Here is a 19,579-nt window from a genome sequence, read left to right as displayed (position 1 = left end):
TGATAATATTAAGTTTCAGATTTAAGACTCATAGTATTTCCTGTTTTTTAATAATCAAAAGTTGTTTTTATTCTTCTTAGAATACAAATGCAACAATGGTATATCAACTGTAAGCGACAAACCTAATCTAAATGCTCTAGATTCAATTGTGGGAGTGCCTATACCTTCATTGGCCTCAACGCTTCTTAATTCGGGACCGTATTGGCCACCTATACTTAATGCTAGAGGTGTATTTTGAATTCCAATTACAAGATAAAGACCTGGAGAAAATACATTTTGCCATTCAACACCTTCAATAGGGTCTTCATCGTTAGTGAGTCTATATGTTGTGATGGCACCAACATCAAGAAGCGATGCATATATGGATATACTTCCAATTATTTTTTTGTTTTCTTTTGCAATAAGACCATTTTCTATTTTTCGTGTATTGAAACCAAAATTAAATGCAACTCCTACTGGAGCTGTAAAGCCAATAACACCTGAAGTTTCATTTTTAGCGTCATCATTCAATAGGTATTCGTTGGCCACAAAAATACCGGCGAAACTATTTACTGAGATACTGAATGAATTGTTTCTTTTAAGCCTGTAGCTTTGTACTGGTAGTATGCCACTTTCAATGGCTGCAGTCATCTCTTCAGAAGTTTCAGCACCTGCTAAATTAACTGCAAAGCTAGAATACTTAGCAAATTCTTTAAGCGCAGCACTTGATTCTAATTTATCTTCTGGTATATTTTCTGAAATGAAAGCTAAAGCACTTACTACAATTTTTGAATACTCTTTGTTGTCAATACTTTTGTATATGCTGTTTATAAACTTTGATGAGGTTTCTATGGTGCTAATTATACTTGAAAGATTATCGATATTTAGACCAATACTTTCAATAACTGTATCGTCAAGAACTAGTTTTAAACTTTTTAGGCTTTGATCAATTAAGGGTAAAAAGTCTGAAAAAACAAGCTGTTCGCCTTTTAGAGCTTTATCTTCCTTTAAGAGTTGTAAATTATTTACAGCTTCAGATAAGGCTTCTACCTCATCAACTACAATACTTATGTAAGCTCTTACAGGACTAATTACCGTTGCATGAGTATTGTTTAAAAATGAATACAGATTGGTATCTGCAACTCCATTTTTAAACTTCACAAGCCTGAGTTTATCTTTATACTTTTCTATAGTAAGCCCAATAAATATTCTTGCAACTTCGGGATTTTTAAGTCTGCTTATAGCCTCATCATTTGCCCAATTATCATATGTAGCATTTCCCATTTCTTTGATAAGCACATTCATTAGTACTAAGCTTGATGATAATTTTTTATTCTGAAATTCGATTTGACTTAAATTTTCTAATAAAGTAGATGATGCCAAAAAGGAATGTTCTGGCTTTTCAAATAGCTGTCTTACAGGTGTATAACCAGCTAATAATATTTCTATAAGACGCTTTTGATCGGAGGTCAAATCAACGACTCTTAACTTTATTTCTTCTAAAAGACTAGGTATGTTATTAGGTAGTGCTCTTAAATCTTCATCTAAAGCACCTCTAAATGAACTCAACCAAACTTTGTGGTTAAAAGGGTCGTCATATAACAGAATCAATTTTGCATTTGGAAATAGCTCGCCTAAGTAAGGTTGCGTTTTAAGTTTTTCTTTAAAGTTTTCAAGAAATGCAAGTGTTAATTCTTCTTTGAATCGTTTAGCAATTACTGTTCCTAGAGCATCAATCAAAGGCGTGCCTAGAGGGTTACCGTTCGTTCCACTTTGAGAAGATATCACTTCTAAAGGCATAATATTGCTTGGTCCATTGAAATTTAAACCTGAAGCGTCTATAAATTTATTTTGATCTAACGCATTCGAGTTATCAAAATATGCCTTTAGTACCTTAACTTTTTCAATGGAATCTTGGGTGAAGTAGTGTATGGCATCACTTAAAGGGTATCTGTCCTTTTTTTGAGCGTTGAGTTTTGAAGCGTTAAATCCAAAAAGAAATACGATAATTACAAACAAGACATAATGTTTCATAAAAGGTGTTTTTAAGGTTGGTATATTTTGGTGTTAGTTTTGTCTAGAATTTCTTTAATAGGAATCGCATAGGTAAACGAATTTCCATTAGAGTTCGGATTGTTTCCGCCAGCTATAATTAAGCCGAAAGGTCTGTAGTTAGAATCAAAAAGTATAGATCCTGAATCGCCTTTAACACTAATAGAACTCCATGTATCTCCAAAATTATCTCCAACAACTATGACGTTGAAGAAAGACTTTATTTCTGTATCTCTATACCTAACGAGTACTTTGCTTTTGGAACGTTTTTTATGAATTTTACCTTTGATAAGTCGCTTTTTTTTAGAACTGTAAAATGCAACATCATTACCATTTTCAATAGCTGCTATAGATATTGCAGATTTTAAAATATTACCATCAGGTAGAATATTACTCCAATTGAATTTTGAATCATCATCAAGCTTCACAATGGCAGTATCGTTGTTTTCATCTAACTTTGCATAGATAAGATGACCTGAAGCTCTTCCTTTCTTTCCAAGAATTTGAATGTCTTCATCAAAATGATGACCTGCACTAAAACCGCCTTTATCTTTACTGCTTCCACTAAGTGCAACATGGGAGCAAGTGAGAAAGTATTTAGTATCATCTATCGCATTACTTAATAAAACACCACCAAAGGCACCAGTTATTGTGATTTTTTTACGATTTCTAACTCTACACTCTAGGCCATATTGGGCATCAGCAATAAAATTTATTATGGTTTCAATCTCTACTCTAGCAGATTTCCCACTCTCTAGTTTGATTGTCAAATATTTTGGAAAGTCTGTAGGTGGATTATCATTAACATTGGCAATAATTCCTATTTGATCGTTAACAGTATTGCCAATTTCTAAGCTTGTAATTAGACTTGGATACTTTTCTTTCAATTCTTTACCGTTTTCAGCTAAAGCTTTTTTAGCTAGATCATGTGAATCTGCTTTGATGAAATCTGAAACATCAGAAGCATTCTCCTGTTCATAAAGTTGTTTATTAAGAATTTTTCTTTTGTATTCTTTGGTCTGGTAGAGCATGTCTAACAAATCATGAAAAAATTTAGATCCAAAGCTTAAGAAGAACCCTGTAAATAATACGCCTAAAATAAACTTAGGAATATCGAACCATGTTTTATATTCTATTACTAAACCATCAGGCCAAAATAATTTGTCTTGTGGGTTGCTAGATAGCATGTCAAATAAACTGGCTTTAGAAAAAAGTGCCACAATGATACCAACCAATATGGCTAGTGAACTTATTTCTTTCTTCTTTTGATATTTTAATTCTAAGTTTTCTTCAGTTATGCCATATGTAGTTTTTGCATTGATATTTCTATATAGATTAAGAGGATTGTATTTTGGTTTTACAGAAACATATTTTCTTATGAAATCTACAATCTTTTCATTGATAAGGCTTAGTACTAAAAGGATAATTGCAGCTCCAATGAGTGAATCGAGATAACTGGTTTTGGCCGCTGTATCTATAAGTAATAGTTTCATAATGTTTAATTATTTAGGATTCTTAAAATTTAGAATTACTTCTGTGATACGATTTCTTGTCATTATTTTTAATGTTGTAGCGTTTCTATCATCAATGAATTCATGCACAATAAAATAAAGCTTTGTTCAAAAGTTATTCGTTACCAAAAAATATAGATACTAAATACAAATGTCTAATACAGGTTTTAAAACACCTATATCTAAACAGTGTTCGTGCAAGGGAGATATTATAAAGATAAAAAAAATAGTTGATTGTGTAATGAAGACCTGTAATAGAATACAAATCAATGCTTGTTTTATTTTGTAAGTAAGGATGAAATTTAAAAGAGGTTAGTTGATAAATATACCGCAATTTGAGAGCTAAAAGATCTAGAAGATAGTATTTCAATACCATTTTTTAATTCAAATCTATACACATTGTTATTAGTATAAATGCAGCGTCTGATATGGAATTTATTTAGTATTATTGCTCTGTGAATTCTTAAAAATTGATTTGGGTCTAACTTAGTTTGTAGATTGTTTAAGGTCATTCTGTATAAATGAGATTTTTCATTGGTAATCAGTTTGATATAATTTCCGTCACTCTTAAAATATATAATATCATCTACAGGTATAAGAATGTTTCTTCCCCTTTGAGATAGCGTTATTTGAGTTATGAAACTGCTTGATACTTGTGTTGTGTTTTTGATAAGTTGTTTTATTTTTTCTTCTAATTGTGATGCCCTGTTTGTTCTTTGAATACGTAATATACGATCAATGGCAATAGAGAGGCGTTCTTCATCAAATGGTTTTAATAGATAATCTACAGCATTAATTTTAAAGGCATTTATAGCATAAGTATCATAAGCAGTAGTGAAAATAACATACGGCTTTTTTTGAAGCTTACTATAAAGAGTAAAACCATCTATATCTGGCATTTGGATATCTAAAAAGATTAAATCTGGCTCTTTAATGTTTATTTTTTCTATGGCTTCCTCACCATTTTTGCATTCACCAATGACCCATATATTTTCAAATGACTTCAATAAATTAAGCAAACGTTGTCTTGCTAAAAATTCGTCATCTATGATTAAGCATCTTAATTTCATAGTTATTTTATAATTGGTAAAACCATTTTAGCAGCGTATAATTCTTGAGTTTGAAAACCTACATCAAACAAAAATCTATTATCATAGAATTGTTTAAGCCGCTTTTTAACATTCAATAAGCCAGTTCCTGTACCATCAGGTTTTATATAATTTTTATGTTTATTAAATGTATTTGAAATTTGAAGTATTAGTGCCTTTTCCTTCATAAAATTATTTTGCTCCAGCCAAATATTTATATTAATCTCGCCATTACTAATAGTTGGGATTATACCATACTTAACCGCATTTTCTACTAAGGGCTGAAATATCATATTTGGTATTTTTAAAGGCATAGACTCTTCAGTTATATTGTAATTTATCGTAACACGATCTTTATAACGAACTTGTTCTAAATCTAAATAATCTTTTATAAAACTGAGTTCATCTTTAACTGTAACCAATTGATTGTCATTATATTCTAAAATACGTCTTAGTAAAGCACCTAGTTTACTTAACATTTTTTGAGCATTCTTTTTGTCTATGTCAATCATAGCTGCTATAGAATGTAAAGTGTTGAATAGGAAATGAGGTTGTAATTGCATACGCAAGGCAGTTAATTGTGATGCAATTAATGCTTTTTGATTTGTTAGAAATTTCTCTTGATAATCAAAAGCAAGGAAAACAGCAATGATTACTAGAAGTTCAATAAAACTTGAAAAACTTCCAATAATAAGTGTAACCATATTGTTATGACCAAAAAATGATTTTAAGTAACCACTATTTGTAAAGTTTATAAAATCGTCTAATCTTGAGACAATTAGTTGATGAAAAACAGCTAGAACTATACAACCAAATATAAATTGAAAGAATTTGTTCAATTTAAAAAGACTCAAAACCTGAACTATTTTTGTTAAAGAATACACTAAAGGTGTTAAAATAACCCAAAGTAAATATGTAATACTTATTTTTAAAGAAGTTAGTATCCAACTAAAAGGATAATTATAATCATTAATTAAATGATTTGTATAGGCCTTTAAAATAAAAAATAAACTAATTAAAAGACTCATCAACAACAACTTATTAGTTGTTATTGGTAGGATTGAATAATATGAAGAAATCTTTTTTAGCATGAAATCATAATTCTATTAAAGATATTATATGTTCTATTTTTAACTTTAACATTTGGTATCTTTATTTTCTATTTTAATTTAAATATTCATTTATGAAATCAAATAATCTATACATACTTTTATTTATTACATTTTTATTATCGAGCTGTAAGATTGATAAAGAAAGTTCAAATACACCTAATTCAAATATAATGGATACGAATTTAAAAGATATAAGTGAACTCACATTTATAGAAATATATCGTACTCTTTATAAGGATGGTAATGGAGGTTTTGATGCTCATGGTGATTTATATGGTCAAGATGCTGTTTCATATCTATCTTTCTTTAAAGAACCTAGTTCTTGTGGAAATCTTATTTACGTGTCTAATAGGTCTCAAGACAGTATAATATTAGCTTTAAAATCTAGTTTTAATTTTCCTGGCAATCCAAACAAAGAAATGCTAAGGGCATATAAAGTGCCACCAAACGAAAAAACTCCAGTAGGCAACTCTAAGTTTTGTTATAACGGTAATACGTATGACATAAAAAAAGAAATTACTTCAGCAGGTTTTAGCAGAAATTAAATTTACCAAATTTAAAAAGGTCAATTCCATTCATAAAGTGATATGTGTTGTTTCGTTTACTTTGTGACAAATGGTTAATTCATAAAATTGATTTGCCTTTTTGAAAGCTGTTTTTAACAATAGTCCAACCATTTATCACAAAATTAACTAATTAACACAATTTGATTTTAATTAAGGATAGTCACATCTAATTTTGTTTCAATATTTAAATCAATTATGAGATGAAAAGATTATCATTAATTATTCTAATTCTAATAAGTAACATAATAATTGCTCAAAGCGATTTCTCGCCACAATATTCTAATGACGGCAACCAAATTCTATTTTATTCATATAGAATTGAAAAAGAACCAGAAATTTTTATTATTAATAAGGATGGGTCAGATCTAAAGCAAATCACTAAAACTGATGGCAATTGGTCAATTGAACCAAGATGGGGAACGAGTGATGATTTTATAGCTTATTCTAATGGGCCTAATATGGGACAACTACGAGTCACAGTATTTAATTTAATCTCTAATAGTGTTATGACTTCAATTGACGAGCTAGAAATGGGTACACAATTTATAATTGCTTGGAACAAAAATGGTATTCAATGGGCAAATAAAACTAATAAGGAGTTTAATTTTTACTTGAGTACTACAAATAAAAACACACCTCTTAAATATGAGCAGTTTAAAAGCTATTTCTTAAAGTCGAGTAAAGATGGATTGTATACAGCAATAATGGTTAATGATGAAAACAACAAGGGGTTATGGATAGCTTATGGCTTAGATAAACCAAAAAAGTTAACCGATAAGCTTGGAAGTAATATATCTTTTTCTTCAAATAATGATTTTATAGCGTTTGAATATAAAGATAAAGACGTTTCAAATATCTATACTATAAATATTGATGGAAGTAATTTGAAACAGATTACATCTGAAGAAGCAAATGATTTAATGCCAACAATTAGTCCAGATGGAAAGAATATTACATTTTCATCTAGTCTGTCAGGTCAGTTCTGCTTGCATACGATTAACTTAGAATCTAATAAAGTAACTCAGATTACTGGACTGAAAAAATAATATTTCATGCGCTCAAAAGCACCTATGAAGAACAATAAAATCTTATACTTGTTACTAATTTTGCTGAGCATTTCAGTTGGTGAATTGTTTTCGCAAAACTACGAGGTACTCTTTACAAAGCAAATCAATGGTACAGATCAATTATTTGTAACAAATTCTAAAGGAGACTTGAAGCAAATTACAACCCATAGAAGTAAAGATAGTAGTCCAGTGATTTCTCCAGATGGTAATTATATTGTATTCGCTTCAGAAAGATTAGGATGGTGGAAGATTTGGTTAATGGATTTAAGAACGAAAGTATTTACACAACTAACTAATTCAAGTAATGCAGAATATGCGCCATCTTGGTCTCCAGATGGCAAACACATCGTTTTTATTTCTACTAGAGATGGTAATAGCGAAATATATACTATTGATAAAAATGGTAATAATCTTAATCGACTAACAAATAACACTGTAACAGATACCACACCATATTGGGGAAAAAACGAATACATATATTACTCTTCAAATGTTAGTGGTATCTATCAAATTGTTAGAATGTTACCAGATGGTTCTAAACGGGAAGTTCTTACTAGTAGTGACGGTAATAAACTAATGCCACAAATTTCTAATGACGCAAATAAGATTTTATATTATGGTGATGAGCATGGTAATTTAGAAATCTACATATTATACATTCTTGAAAATGAAACTAAGCGTATCACTAATCATAAGCTTATGGATATAAGGCCAAGATGGTCTTCAGATAATAAAAAAATTGTCTTTGAAAGAGGAAATAAAGATAATAATCAGCACATATATATCATGAATATAGATGGTAGTAATATAAAAAAGGTTACTAAAAAAGATTATAATTACGCGCCATCCTTTGTTCCCAATGGTATAAGACTCATAACAGAATAATTTTCAGTATAACCTCTTATTATATACACTTTACTTTTTACTAGACAAAAAAACTGAAAGAGAAGTGCTTTTAGAATAAAAACGAACACTATTAAAATGAAGACTTTAATCATAACTATAATATCAATTTTTATTTTTATATTAATACTTTTTCTAAGCAGTAAAAATAAAACCAATATATTTTCAAAACTTGCTTATGTGTCTAATACCGAAGGGAATTGGGATATATGGATATGCAATGTCGATGGCAGTAATAAGAAAAGAATCACAACATATAAAGGTCCTGATTATAACCCGTCTTGGTCTCCTGATGGAAAAAAAATTGCGTTTACGACCTATCGTTGGGGAGGGCATCGTATCGGAATTATGAATAGTGATGGCACAAATGTAAAGCGACTTTTAGAAATTTCTAATGGCTATAATCTAGATCCAGAATGGTCTCCAGATGGAAAGCATATAGCTTACTTTGCAGAACACAAAGGGTATTGGCAAATTTTCAAAGTTAACATAAATACTGGTAAGACAGTCCGTTTATCAAATATAGAGAATACCTCAGATAGAAGTCCATCTTGGTCACCTGATGGAAAAAAAATTGCTTTTCAATCTGTTAGAGATGGAAATTGGGAGATCTATATTATGAACAATGATGGAAGCAATCTCACTCGTTTAACTAAAAATGATTATGATGATTTCATGCCTTCGTGGTCTTCAAGTGGAAAAGAGATTGTATATGGAGCCGATCGTAATAGGCAATTAGATGTTTGTATCATGAAGTCTAATGGTAGCGAACAACAAAATATAACTAAAGGACGACCAGAATCTCTTAGAAGCAATTCTGAATCTCATAAAGATGATATCACTCCAGTTTTTACCTCTAATGGAGAAAAGATCATTTGGTCTTCTGGTACTTCAAGTAGCACAAAAAAGATTTACATTATGAATAAGGATGGAAGTGACCTTAGACCATTGTTGAATTCAGGCTTTAATGAGCAATTCCCATCAGTTACTTTAAATAACTAGTAGAAGTTTGAACTCATTTGATAAAGATTTACAATACAATGCTTTGACGAAATTTATTTGTAAAAAATCAACACTGCATAACCATATGCGTTAACATTGAAATCTTCTAAGCTAAAATAGGCCTTGATCGTGTCATACATTTGTATTGAACAAATAAAACACGAAACAATGTCAATATTAACAATCATATTAAACATATTTTTACCACCATTAGCAGTGGTATTAAAACATGGTCTTGGAACCGAATTTTTAATTAGCTTATTACTAACACTAATAGGATGGTTGCCTGGAGTTATTTATGCATTCTATGTAAATAGTAAATAAGAAAGACACATGGAACATATATTAGTGGCAGGTGCCAATGGAAATACAGGAAAGAAAGTAGTTCATCTTTTAAAATCATCACAATACTTCAACCCTATAGCGATGGTAAGAAAAGAGGAGCAACGCAAAAAATTTGAAGCAGATGGTGTTGATACTATTGTGGCAGATCTAACCAGAGACCTTACAACCGCAGTAAAAAGTGTAGATAAAGTTCTTTTTGCAGCTGGTTCTGGAGGTGAAAACGTAGTTGAAGTAGATCAAGAAGGCGCTAAACGTTTAATTGGAGTTTCAAAAATGGTCAACGTAAAAAAGTTTGTAATGTTGAGTTCGATGGGAGCAGACCAACCCGAAAAAGCAAAAGACTTAAAAGCTTATTTACAAGCCAAACACAATGCAGATGAGCATTTAAAGGAAAGCGGACTCAGATACACCATTGTAAGGCCAGGAGCTTTAAATAATGATGAAGGCACAGGAAAAATAGAACTGAAAGAAAAACTAGATAAAGAAGGCGAAATTAGTAGAGCAGATGTAGCGCAAACGTTAGTAAAAGCTTTACATGATGATGCTCCTTATAACGTAACGTTTGAAATTTTAGAAGGCAATACCTTAATAGGTAAAGCGTTGAGTGAACTAAATACTAATGTTAGTTAGGGCAACCTATAGTTTAAAAAAAAGACGAGCATTAAATTTAATACAATACTAAAAATAAACATAAAAATGGAAAATTTAAATAAAAAAACAGTAGCCATATTAGCTACAAACGGATTTGAAGAAAGTGAATTAAGAGAACCAAAAAAAGCATTAGAAGCTGCAGGAGCAGATGTACACATCGTATCCTTAGAATCTGGTGAAATTAAAGGTTGGGCAGATGGAAATTGGAGTAATGCATACCAGGTTGATAAAACCATTGATGAGGTTGATCAAAGTGATTACAATGCGTTAATGTTACCTGGCGGACAGATTAATCCAGATCTGTTAAGAAAGAACAAAGATGCAGTAGCATTTGTAAGATCATTTTTTGAAAACCATAAACCGGTCGGAGCCATTTGCCATGCACCATGGTTACTTGCAGAAGCAGATGTTTTAAAAGACAGAAAGATTACATCATACGATTCAATTAAAGTAGACATGCTCAATGCAGGGGCCAATTGGGTAGATGAAGAAGTAGTTGTAGATGCAGGCTTGGTGACCAGTAGATGCCCTGATGATCTACCAGCTTTTAACGCAAAACTTGTTGAAGAGGTCTACGAGGGTAAACATGAAGAACAAATGGCATAGTACAATATATAAATGCTATGAAAAGAAAAAAGAGATGTCACTGGCATCTCTTTTTTTATCACAACTTTAATTATAAAGTTGTTTGCGTGATCTATAGCTCGTCCTGCCGAAACTCTAAAGCAAATATAGCGCCTTGTTTTTTATAGCATTACGGTAAACCGCTTTTTGACCTATTAACTCCAATCTATTTTAGTAAAATATACGTAGAACTACGTATAAAAAAGTGTCAATATAATTGTAACTTTAAGGTTGCAAAACAACCATAGAAGCAGGCTTATCCAGATACTGGAACTGAAAAGCATACCATTTTTCATTATATAACGAGTTGTACACAATTTAAAGACTAGCCTATGAAATCAAATGTTAAAGGATTTGCAGATTCAGCAAAAGGATTTACGAAAAGCCCTTTAGGTATAATTGCATTGTTCATTGTACTAGTCTATGGGTTTGCATCATTAGTTGTGAGTTTTGGACAGAATATTGGCGAAAATGCTATACCATTGATTTACTTCTTAGTACTATTCCCAGTGATAGTATTTTTCGGTTTTTTATGGTTGGTGGCAAATCACCATAGGAAGCTTTATGGTCCCTCAGATTTTAAGGATGAAGATAATTTTGTAAAAGTTCAAATGTCCACAGCAATGTCTCTTGCAGCAGCTTCTGCTAAACAACCAAATGCTGAACTTAATCCCGAATTATCTGAAAAGTATCAAGAAAAAATATTAGAACTTGTTAATCGAACAAGTCAAAGGGAAAAAATCAAGACATCAAAAAACCGAATTATTTGGGTTGACGATAGACCCGAAAATAATATTTATGAAAGAAAAGCTTTTGAGGCCCAAGGCATTGAATTCAGTTTAGCATTAAACACAAATGAAGCCTTAGAATTAATAAAAAATAATGACTACGTTGCTATTATATCTGATATGGGGCGAAAAGAAGGACCAAAAGAAGGATACAAATTATTAAATGCTGTTAGAGAAAGTGGAAACAAAACACCGTTCTTTATATATGCAGGTTCAAGGTCTGAGGAACATAACCGAATGACGAAAGAAAGAGGCGGACAGGGAACTACAAATAGAGCGGATGAATTATATGAAATGGTTATGAACTCAATACAATAAAAACTGTGTACAACAATGGCTATAAGTAATTGCTTGTTCTCGCCTGCTTCTGAAAATCCTCTCGGATTTTCAGCTTGGTGTGTACTTGCAAAGTTAAGTGCTAAACCACGCAACTGAACCATACACGAACACGTTGGGAGCCATTTGAGAAATCAACGTTCCAACATAGCCCAAGTAAAATTTGGATGATGTCCATCTCTTCTTACCATTTTAACCCAGAGTAAAGTCATATGTTCAAGGTGTAATGCTTGATTTAAATTTCCTGTATCAAGTGTTTCAAAACCTAAATCTGCATTCAATTTTGCAACATTTTTTTTAGACTCTAAATGGTTACCAGCAATCATCATCACAGGTTTTATTTTATGATTAGGAAAACTAGAATCAATTAAGTTTTCAAAACCATAAATTGTAAAAGCCTTTACTACTTTTGCATCTTTAGACCAATCTTGTATTTTTTCTGCTCCAGATATTTTGCTGCCTAATCCGTGTGATAAGCCCTTAGCTATTGGATTTGTACAATCAATAAGTGTTTTACCATAAAATTTTAAAGGCTTCAAAATATCTTCATTTAAAAAAAATGGAGTTGCAAGAAATATCATATCTGAAACTTCAATAGCTTCTTGTATTTTACTAATAGTAAAATTACTGTTCTTTACTATTGCTTTTTTTACGGTTTCGTTATTTATATCATCGTGAGCTATAATAATGTTATGTCCTTTTTTTTGCAAGTTATTTGCTAGTGCAAAACCTACATTTCCTATACCTATAAATGCTAATATCATATTCAAATCATTTTGATAACTGAGCTACTAACAACTTTGCAGCCGCATATCCAGAATTTTGTTGTTGTCCAGTAATCAGATTTCCATCCGCAATTGCATATGAAGTAAAAGGTGAAGTCACTTTAAAAGTAGTGTTTGGTATTTTTCTTGCCTCATCTTCAATTCGATATGGCTGAATTTTCATACCAACCGCATTATCAGCAAAATCTTCTTCAGTATTAGCAAATCCTGTCCACATTTTATCTGTTATAAGCAATTCGCCACTAGATTTTTTTGCTTCCAACAATAATGTTGTTGAATGACAAACTGCTGCACTTGGTTTATTTGCTTCATAAAAATTGACAAATAGCTTTTGCAAGTCTTTATTTCCTTTAAATGTGTACATTGGACCTTGACCACCTATCAAAAAGATAGCATCATAATTATTTGGATCTACTTCAGTTAATTTTTTTGTGTTTTGTAACATTTCATTAAACCAATCTTGTTGCATATAACCTAATGATACAACATCATGGGCTGAATAACCACTTTTATCTGTTGGATTAGAATAACTATCCATAACAATCTTACCTCCTTCAGTAGATACTAAATCTACTTCATAACCAGCTTCTTGAAATACATGAAGAGGATGTGTTAATTCTGCTGCCCAAAAACCTATTGACCAACCTGTTTGTTCAGAAATGGTTGGACTACTTGCAACCATTAAAACTTTTCCTTTGTATTCTGCGCCATGAAAATGCACGTAATTTTCAATTTCTTTTATCTGAGTTTTCATTTTTTCTTTTTTTTATTTCAATTAGGTTTTTATCTGTTTATGATCTTGAATTACAAATTGTTATAAATGTTATAAAACAGTATATAGTCAATGTTACTTTTCTTATTATTACTAGTTTTATTAACACAAAGATATTTTGAATACTATGTTGTTCGACAAATTGCTATATTTGTTAGTAACTAACACATATGTGAGTATGCCTGAATTTTTAAGTGATAATAAAAAGTATTACACACCTGTTGAATACGTATTTGCAAAAATTGGCGGAACGTATAAAATGCCGATTTTATGGAGAGTAAAAGATAAATCATGGAGATACTCTGAATTAAAGAAAAACATATCTAATATTTCGGACAGGATGTTGAGTAAAAACTTAAAAGAGTTATGTTCAGATGGATTTTTAAAAAAAACTATTATTCCTGAAGTTCCAGTAAAAGTAGAATACTCAATGACAGAAAAAGGGAAAAATACTATCCCAATAATTTCATTTTTAAGAGATTATGGTTTTAGTTTGATGAAAGAAGATGGAATTATAGAAGATAAAAAAAAAGACTCTCAAAAACGTGTATAGTTAATAGCTCAGTTTCTACATACTGGAAAATCCGTAGGATTTTCCTATGGTTCGTTTTCTTTTGCTAACTTAGTCTTAAAGCAACAACATAGTATACAAACACCATTCTACATCATTTTTCAAAACTGTGAAAATCGATTATGAAGCCTAAATTCATCAGAATACTAATAACTATTATAACTCTGAGCTCTTGTGATAACCAAGTTGTCGCTAATTTTGAAATTATAAATAAAACTGGTTTTAAAATCGATGCTCTAAAAATAGAACCAATGGTGATTACTGACGGGAAATATATTTCTCTGAATCCGAATGATAAGGTCAAATATAAAGCTGATATGACAGGAATTGCAAAAATTGATGGTTCGTATAGGCTTTCATATAAACAGAACGGAGAATTCATTATAAAGGATTTTGGGTATTACACTAATGGATATCCAACTGAAAAACTAACTCGAATTGAAATTGGAAAAGACACGCTGAAATTCGATATAGAGTTTGAAAATTATTAATAAAAAATAAAAGGCTCTCTTTCGTATGAAGTTTTAGAAAACGAAGGAAGCGTTGAAGAGATTAACCTTGTTGTGCTCAATCACTCACATCCTGTAAATGTATCTTATAGAGTTGATTTTTTACATCTTTAAACAACAAAGCGCAATCAAATAAACTTGTTGCGCTTTTTATGCGTAAAGCTGTTATTAAGCTACACTTATTTGTGGAGTCGGAGAGAATCGAACTCTCGTCCAAACAAGCTATTAAAGAGCTTTCTACACGCTTATTCTATTATTGGGTTTTCGATGGTGAGCTGGCAAAAGACAACCTACTCAGCACTTAGCTTCTTAATCTCGACCATACATCAAAGCGCTATATGACCTTAGTTAATATTTACGATGCCTCTATTTAGAACGCCATTAACCAAGGCTTTCTGGAGACATTTAGCTTTCCTACCTAGTAGGACATGGCTTAATCTTACTATAATTCAGATTAGGCAGCTAAAGCGTAGTTATTCTCGCCGTTTAAAAAGTTGACCTAGCCTTTTACGTGTATCATAGTCGTTACACGACGTGCTTACCGTTTAATGAGTCTCGCTGTCAAAACCAGTCGACCCCATTTCTTAGTATTTCTATTTTAGCGTTCCCTTTCAGGTCAGGCTTTCCGCTATATCTTTTTACAAGTTCTCGATAAAATGCTGCCTTTCAGTAGCATTACTCAAACTGACGTAAAAAGGATGTCGCTTCAATCCTTAACGCATTTCCATAAAACTGTTAAAACAGTCATAAGGAGTGCGAAATTACTAAAAATATTAACTCAAAAGCTATACCAATCTTGATTTATCATTCTGTTAAGAAAAAATGTCAGTATTTATTTCTAATTTATAGAAAAAATTAAAATTATGATAAAAGAAGGAACACAAGTGACATGGAAATGGGGAAACGGAAAAGCAATTGGTAAAGTTCAAGAAACATATACCGAAAAAGTAACCAAAACCATCAAAGGTACTGAGGTGACCAGAAATGGAGAAGCAGGAAATAAAGTCTTATATATTAAGCAAGATGATGGCGATTACGTTTTAAAAAATGAAAGTGAGGTCGAACACAACGATTAATTTTAAATTAAAATCCTGCTTGTGAAAGCCATAAAATCAGCTTATTTTCGTGGAAAATTTTCCATATGAAATTCGCCATCATCAAAGAACGTAAAAACCCACCAGACCGTCGTGTGGTATTTTCACCAGAAAAACTTGCCGAAGCTAGAGCACAATTTCCTCAAGCTGAATTTGTTGTAGAGTCTTCAGACATTCGTGTGTTTTCAGATGATGCGTATCTTAAAGAAGGATTTGCGGTAACCCATGATGTGTCAGATTGTGATGTCATGCTAGGTGTAAAAGAAGTGCCTTTAGAACATTTAATTCCTAACAAAAAGTATTTCTATTTTTCGCATACCATAAAGAAACAACCCTACAACCGAAAACTATTGGTTGAAATGCTTAACAAAGGCATTGAAATGTACGATCATGAAACCATTGTCAAACAAAGTGGTGCACGATTAATTGGTTTTGGTCGTTATGCAGGATTAGTAGGTGCTTATAATGGGTTTAGAGCTTTAGGATTACGAGATAAACTATTCAATTTGCCTAAAGTAGAAACACTAGCCGATTTAGATGAGGTAAAAGCAGAACTCAATAAGATCACATTGCCTAACATCAAGATCGTTCTATCAGGAACAGGTAAAGTTGCTATGGGAGCCAAAGAAATCTTAGATCATTTAAAGATCAAAGAAGTAAGTGATGCGTTATATCTCACGTCACAATTTACAGAGCCAGTCTATTGTATGGTTGATGTGATGGAATACAGCAAGCGCATTGATGGTAAAGTAGGTAATAAGTATGAGTTCTATAAAGATCCTAGTGGCTATGAGAGTAACTTTATGCCGTATGCTAAACAAACCGATTTTTTTATAGCTGGTCATTTTTATGGTGATGGCGCACCTTTTATTTTTACTAGAGCAGATGCCAAACATCCTGATTTCAGAATCAATTTGGTTGCAGATATCTCATGTGATATTGATGGTCCAGTAGCTAGTACAATTAGGCCATCTACGATAGCAGATCCTTTTTACGGCTACGATCCTCATACCGAAAGCGAAGTACCTTTTGATGCAGATGAAGCCATCACAGTTATGGCTGTAGATAATTTGCCTTGTGAGTTACCAAAAGACGCGAGTGAAGGTTTTGGAGAGATGTTTTTAGAACACGTGATCCCAGCATTTTTTAATAATGATGAACGTGGTATTTTAAAGCGTGCTAAAATCACAACAGCAAATGGTCAATTGACCGAGCGTTATAAATACCTACAAGACTATGTTGACGGTAATACGTTTTAATTAGATGGGCAAGCTAAATTTTATGTTATCTTTTTCTAAGTACAATAGCTTAGACTTTAGAATTAGAAAATGCTTTTAGTAGCCAATACGATACGGCAAGAAAACTACCAAAAGTAAACGTAAATACATATGCTTCAAGATTGGGTTCAAATATAAGTTTTAGAACATCTAAGATCAATTCTATTGGATTGTTTATAATCTCCCAAGAATTGTATCTTAAGAAGCGCCCGAGATAAATACCCAAAGCAGTGAGTGCAAAAATCATTAGCATTACCGGAAATATAAACTTCGTCTTAAGGTGTTGCTTTAATAGTTTTTCCATATCAGAAAGTGATAAGAAAAACAAGATCATTCCATTAAAAGCAAAAGATACAATGACCAACACATCTAACCACATCAAATGATTTTCAGAGCGTTTCAGGTGAAATAGATCTGTGATAATGTAAGGCGCATTAGGTAAAAATAGTAGCCATACACCAAACCAAATGAGTAACATGAATTTCTGGGTTTTGACTTTACTTATCAAGCTTGTTGTGATCGCATAAGGAATTAGCGCTAAGAATAAGTTCCAAACTAAGAACAGTAAGTAAAACGAGTGATGAATTTTAATTCTAATCATCAACAATATAATGCTTAAAGCTATCGACACTGTAAGTAACGATAATACTTTGAATCGGTTAAGAATAAGTGATCTTATGGTTTTCATACTGTTGTTTTTAAGTCTATAATTGTTGTTATAATAACGCCTAATGTATAGGCAACTAGGTCTGTTATGCGAAATGTGCTACCAAGAATAATGATAGCCCATTTGTTGTTTCTAAGATTAAGGAGATCTAATAGATTGAATAATTGTAAAAATTCAATTAGAAAAGCAATGCCTAGTACCAAAATGGCGATATAAATTGGTTTTGTTCGTATAAAACTTCTTAATAAACAATATATTAAAATGACCACCAAAAAGTCGCCAAACGTATGGCGTATAAAACCTTCAGATAGATATACAGCAATGTATATTTCAACTAAAAGCAGTATGAGACTTGTTGCAAAAAAGGATAAGTTGAATTTGATGGTCATTTAATCTCTATTTTCGTTCCTAAAAATTTTGGTTCTGTGTTAAATAATACATCAATTGATGCCTTGGCTCTTGCAAAATATTCGCGTATTTGAACTTTAATTCCGTATCGACCTCGTATAGCTTTTGCATTGTAAGCAATGGCTTTTACGTTGTTATGTTTAGCAAGATAAATAGCACGCTCGTTATGGAATTTTTGTGATATTATGGTAATAGATTCTTGACCAAAAACTGCTTTAGCTCTTATTACAGAATCCAATGTTCTAAACCCAGCATAATCTAAAAAAATCCGATCTTCAGGAATTCCTTTTGAAATTAGATCTGCTTTAAATGTTGTAGGCTCATCGTAATTTTTTGTTCCGTTATCTCCACTAATTAAAATAAAATCAATTTTTTTAGCTTTATAAAGTTCTACAGCGGCATCGATACGATACCTGTAATACAGATTCACATTTCCATTCGATAGGTATTTGATTGTACCTAATACTAAACCAACCTTGTTTTTAGGAATCTCGGTTACAGAATTGTAAACTTTATTTCTTGCTTGAAAACTAATAATGTTATCAGTTACGATTAAAGCAGTCATGACGAAAACGCCTATTAGAATTAAGATCTTTAGTTTTTTCATAGGTTAAAAGTTAAGTTCTCACGTAGTGGTTTTGAAAAAATAGCATGTCTGAAGTCGTTTATATTTACATGCAATAAATGTTTGTAATCAAAATGATGAAAAGGATTAGCGCTTTTACCAATCTGGTAGGATTTGTAATAGTAATTGAAATAATCTGGCAATATCATAATGCCCAAAATTAGTGCGCCATAGAGGTATAAACTTCGTTTTCCATTACCATAGCAAAGACATTGTAGTGCAATTTCATCTTCTACTTTTGTGCCATAGCCAGTTAAAGTGTGATACGCATCATGGCGCTCTACTTTAGCTATGAGTTCAAAATTGTTTTTCTGTAAAAACAAACCCAAATGTTTACCAAAAGATTGTTCTGGATAGGTAAGAAGTTCGTTTCTATAAATTCCCCAAGGCTTATGGTTTTTAAACATATTGGTATATATACGTTGCGAATGCTCAAAAAGCCACTCTATTACTTGTTTTCTTAAGTTTTTCATTTATGCTTTTCTTTTGTAAACCAAACCCAAGATTGGTTTGTAGTGATATATGCGGAAGTAAAAAATGCGATCATGTAGATATCAAAATTTGAAATGATGATCCCAAATAGGCATATAGTAAATGTTAGTATAGTGTAGTAAGGGAAATATGTTTTGAAGATTTGTTTATTGTTGAAAGTTGTGCTGCTTGCAATCCAAAAAATAGGACAGATGGTTCCTAAAATAACGATCATCACGCAAACGAATATTGGAATTAATGACAAAAAGATAAAAGGAATCATATCGCTTTCAAAGTCGTCTGAACCTATGATCAGCCAAAAGATCAACGCAGCAAGCAGACATGATTTTGATAAATTTTCAGGGATATTCATATG

23 protein-coding genes and 1 other RNA gene are annotated in these 19,579 nt (G+C 31.7%); 12 read left to right on the top strand and 12 right to left on the bottom strand.

All coding sequences use genetic code 11. The annotated features are described in order from the left end of the window. Positions 1-54 precede the first annotated feature (54 nt). From Q0876_RS05425 to Q0876_RS05410, 4 genes are all read right to left on the bottom strand, one after another. Entirely contained in the window at positions 55-2,013 is a 1,959-nt protein-coding gene (locus Q0876_RS05425) for a hypothetical protein (protein WP_299224906.1), read from the bottom strand. Positions 2,014-2,024: 11 nt separating this feature from the next. Further along, complete coding sequence (locus tag Q0876_RS05420) at positions 2,025-3,524, bottom strand: hypothetical protein (RefSeq protein WP_299224904.1); 1,500 nt, start codon at positions 3,522-3,524, stop codon at positions 2,025-2,027. Between the two features lie 320 nt (positions 3,525-3,844). After that, complete coding sequence (locus tag Q0876_RS05415; RefSeq protein WP_299224902.1) at positions 3,845-4,612, bottom strand: LytTR family DNA-binding domain-containing protein; 768 nt, start codon at positions 4,610-4,612, stop codon at positions 3,845-3,847. A gap of 2 nt (positions 4,613-4,614) precedes the next feature. Beyond that, positions 4,615-5,658 carry a sensor histidine kinase gene (locus Q0876_RS05410; RefSeq protein ID WP_299224900.1) on the bottom strand — a complete coding sequence of 348 codons (1,044 nt, stop codon included), beginning with the start codon at positions 5,656-5,658 and terminating at the stop codon, positions 4,615-4,617. Between the two features lie 155 nt (positions 5,659-5,813). On the opposite strand from Q0876_RS05410, the gene Q0876_RS05405 reads away from it, so the two are divergent. The 8 genes from Q0876_RS05405 to Q0876_RS05370 all read left to right on the top strand — a co-directional run bounded on the left by Q0876_RS05405 (position 5,814) and on the right by Q0876_RS05370 (position 12,006). Beyond that, positions 5,814-6,287: a hypothetical protein gene (locus Q0876_RS05405; protein ID WP_299224898.1), complete on the top strand. Its 474-nt coding sequence runs from the start codon at positions 5,814-5,816 to the stop codon at positions 6,285-6,287. A gap of 221 nt (positions 6,288-6,508) precedes the next feature. Continuing rightward, positions 6,509-7,354 carry a hypothetical protein gene (locus Q0876_RS05400; RefSeq protein ID WP_299224896.1) on the top strand — a complete coding sequence of 282 codons (846 nt, stop codon included), beginning with the start codon at positions 6,509-6,511 and terminating at the stop codon, positions 7,352-7,354. A gap of 6 nt (positions 7,355-7,360) precedes the next feature. Then, on the top strand, positions 7,361-8,260 hold the full coding sequence (locus Q0876_RS05395) for a DUF5050 domain-containing protein (protein ID WP_299224894.1): 900 nt from the start codon (positions 7,361-7,363) through the stop codon (positions 8,258-8,260). Positions 8,261-8,458: 198 nt separating this feature from the next. After that, positions 8,459-9,280 carry a DUF5050 domain-containing protein gene (locus Q0876_RS05390; RefSeq protein ID WP_299224892.1) on the top strand — a complete coding sequence of 274 codons (822 nt, stop codon included), beginning with the start codon at positions 8,459-8,461 and terminating at the stop codon, positions 9,278-9,280. Between the two features lie 168 nt (positions 9,281-9,448). Next, complete coding sequence (locus tag Q0876_RS05385; protein WP_299224890.1) at positions 9,449-9,604, top strand: YqaE/Pmp3 family membrane protein; 156 nt, start codon at positions 9,449-9,451, stop codon at positions 9,602-9,604. A gap of 9 nt (positions 9,605-9,613) precedes the next feature. Further along, positions 9,614-10,255 (top strand): SDR family oxidoreductase, encoded by a 642-nt coding sequence (locus Q0876_RS05380; RefSeq protein ID WP_299224888.1) that lies wholly within the window; start codon positions 9,614-9,616, stop codon positions 10,253-10,255. 66 nt (positions 10,256-10,321) lie between these two features. Continuing rightward, positions 10,322-10,882 carry a type 1 glutamine amidotransferase domain-containing protein gene (locus Q0876_RS05375; RefSeq protein ID WP_299224886.1) on the top strand — a complete coding sequence of 187 codons (561 nt, stop codon included), beginning with the start codon at positions 10,322-10,324 and terminating at the stop codon, positions 10,880-10,882. Between the two features lie 350 nt (positions 10,883-11,232). Continuing rightward, entirely contained in the window at positions 11,233-12,006 is a 774-nt protein-coding gene (locus Q0876_RS05370) for a hypothetical protein (RefSeq protein WP_299224884.1), read from the top strand. Positions 12,007-12,158: 152 nt separating this feature from the next. Here Q0876_RS05370 and Q0876_RS05365 read toward each other — a convergent pair whose 3' ends face one another. Both Q0876_RS05365 and Q0876_RS05360 read right to left on the bottom strand, forming a co-directional pair. Continuing rightward, a complete protein-coding gene (locus Q0876_RS05365; RefSeq protein ID WP_299224882.1) occupies positions 12,159-12,788 on the bottom strand; it encodes an NADPH-dependent F420 reductase in 630 nt (209 codons plus the stop codon). 7 nt (positions 12,789-12,795) lie between these two features. After that, positions 12,796-13,563, bottom strand: a complete 768-nt coding sequence (locus Q0876_RS05360; protein WP_299224880.1) for a type 1 glutamine amidotransferase domain-containing protein — start codon at positions 13,561-13,563, stop codon at positions 12,796-12,798. Positions 13,564-13,759: 196 nt separating this feature from the next. On the opposite strand from Q0876_RS05360, the gene Q0876_RS05355 reads away from it, so the two are divergent. Then, on the top strand, positions 13,760-14,134 hold the full coding sequence (locus tag Q0876_RS05355) for a helix-turn-helix domain-containing protein (protein WP_299224878.1): 375 nt from the start codon (positions 13,760-13,762) through the stop codon (positions 14,132-14,134). A gap of 140 nt (positions 14,135-14,274) precedes the next feature. Beyond that, a complete protein-coding gene (locus Q0876_RS05350) occupies positions 14,275-14,643 on the top strand; it encodes a hypothetical protein (RefSeq protein WP_299224876.1) in 369 nt (122 codons plus the stop codon). Between the two features lie 201 nt (positions 14,644-14,844). Here Q0876_RS05350 and ssrA read toward each other — a convergent pair. After that, positions 14,845-15,240, bottom strand: a transfer-messenger RNA (tmRNA) gene (gene ssrA / locus Q0876_RS05345). A 284-nt stretch (positions 15,241-15,524) separates the two neighbouring features. Here ssrA and Q0876_RS05340 point away from each other — a divergent pair. Both Q0876_RS05340 and Q0876_RS05335 read left to right on the top strand, forming a co-directional pair. Beyond that, complete coding sequence (locus tag Q0876_RS05340) at positions 15,525-15,737, top strand: DUF2945 domain-containing protein (protein WP_299224874.1); 213 nt, start codon at positions 15,525-15,527, stop codon at positions 15,735-15,737. A gap of 65 nt (positions 15,738-15,802) precedes the next feature. Next, positions 15,803-17,014: an NAD(P)-dependent oxidoreductase gene (locus Q0876_RS05335; protein ID WP_299224872.1), complete on the top strand. Its 1,212-nt coding sequence runs from the start codon at positions 15,803-15,805 to the stop codon at positions 17,012-17,014. A 49-nt stretch (positions 17,015-17,063) separates the two neighbouring features. On the opposite strand, the gene Q0876_RS05330 is transcribed toward Q0876_RS05335, so the two are convergent. The 5 genes from Q0876_RS05330 to Q0876_RS05310 are packed head-to-tail and all read right to left on the bottom strand — an operon-like array spanning position 17,064 to position 19,576. Continuing rightward, positions 17,064-17,720: a DUF1361 domain-containing protein gene (locus tag Q0876_RS05330; protein WP_299224870.1), complete on the bottom strand. Its 657-nt coding sequence runs from the start codon at positions 17,718-17,720 to the stop codon at positions 17,064-17,066. Continuing rightward, positions 17,717-18,088: a DUF2809 domain-containing protein gene (locus Q0876_RS05325; RefSeq protein WP_299224869.1), complete on the bottom strand. Its 372-nt coding sequence runs from the start codon at positions 18,086-18,088 to the stop codon at positions 17,717-17,719. The genes Q0876_RS05330 and Q0876_RS05325 overlap by 4 nt, the downstream gene beginning before the upstream one ends. Continuing rightward, the gene (locus Q0876_RS05320) at positions 18,085-18,714 is read right to left on the bottom strand and encodes an ElyC/SanA/YdcF family protein (protein ID WP_299224867.1); all 630 of its coding nucleotides are present in this window, start codon (positions 18,712-18,714) and stop codon (positions 18,085-18,087) included. The genes Q0876_RS05325 and Q0876_RS05320 overlap by 4 nt, the downstream gene beginning before the upstream one ends. Beyond that, on the bottom strand, positions 18,711-19,205 hold the full coding sequence (locus tag Q0876_RS05315) for a Coq4 family protein (RefSeq protein ID WP_299224865.1): 495 nt from the start codon (positions 19,203-19,205) through the stop codon (positions 18,711-18,713). Before Q0876_RS05315 ends, Q0876_RS05320 begins: the two co-directional genes overlap by 4 nt. Beyond that, positions 19,202-19,576 carry a hypothetical protein gene (locus Q0876_RS05310; protein ID WP_299224863.1) on the bottom strand — a complete coding sequence of 125 codons (375 nt, stop codon included), beginning with the start codon at positions 19,574-19,576 and terminating at the stop codon, positions 19,202-19,204. The genes Q0876_RS05315 and Q0876_RS05310 overlap by 4 nt, the downstream gene beginning before the upstream one ends. Positions 19,577-19,579 lie beyond the last annotated feature (3 nt).

Source organism: uncultured Psychroserpens sp., from assembly GCF_947503375.1.
GTDB lineage: Bacteria > Bacteroidota > Bacteroidia > Flavobacteriales > Flavobacteriaceae > Psychroserpens.
The sequence above is the reverse complement of the archived record's forward strand: the minus strand, read 5'-3'. Positions and strand labels throughout refer to the sequence as shown.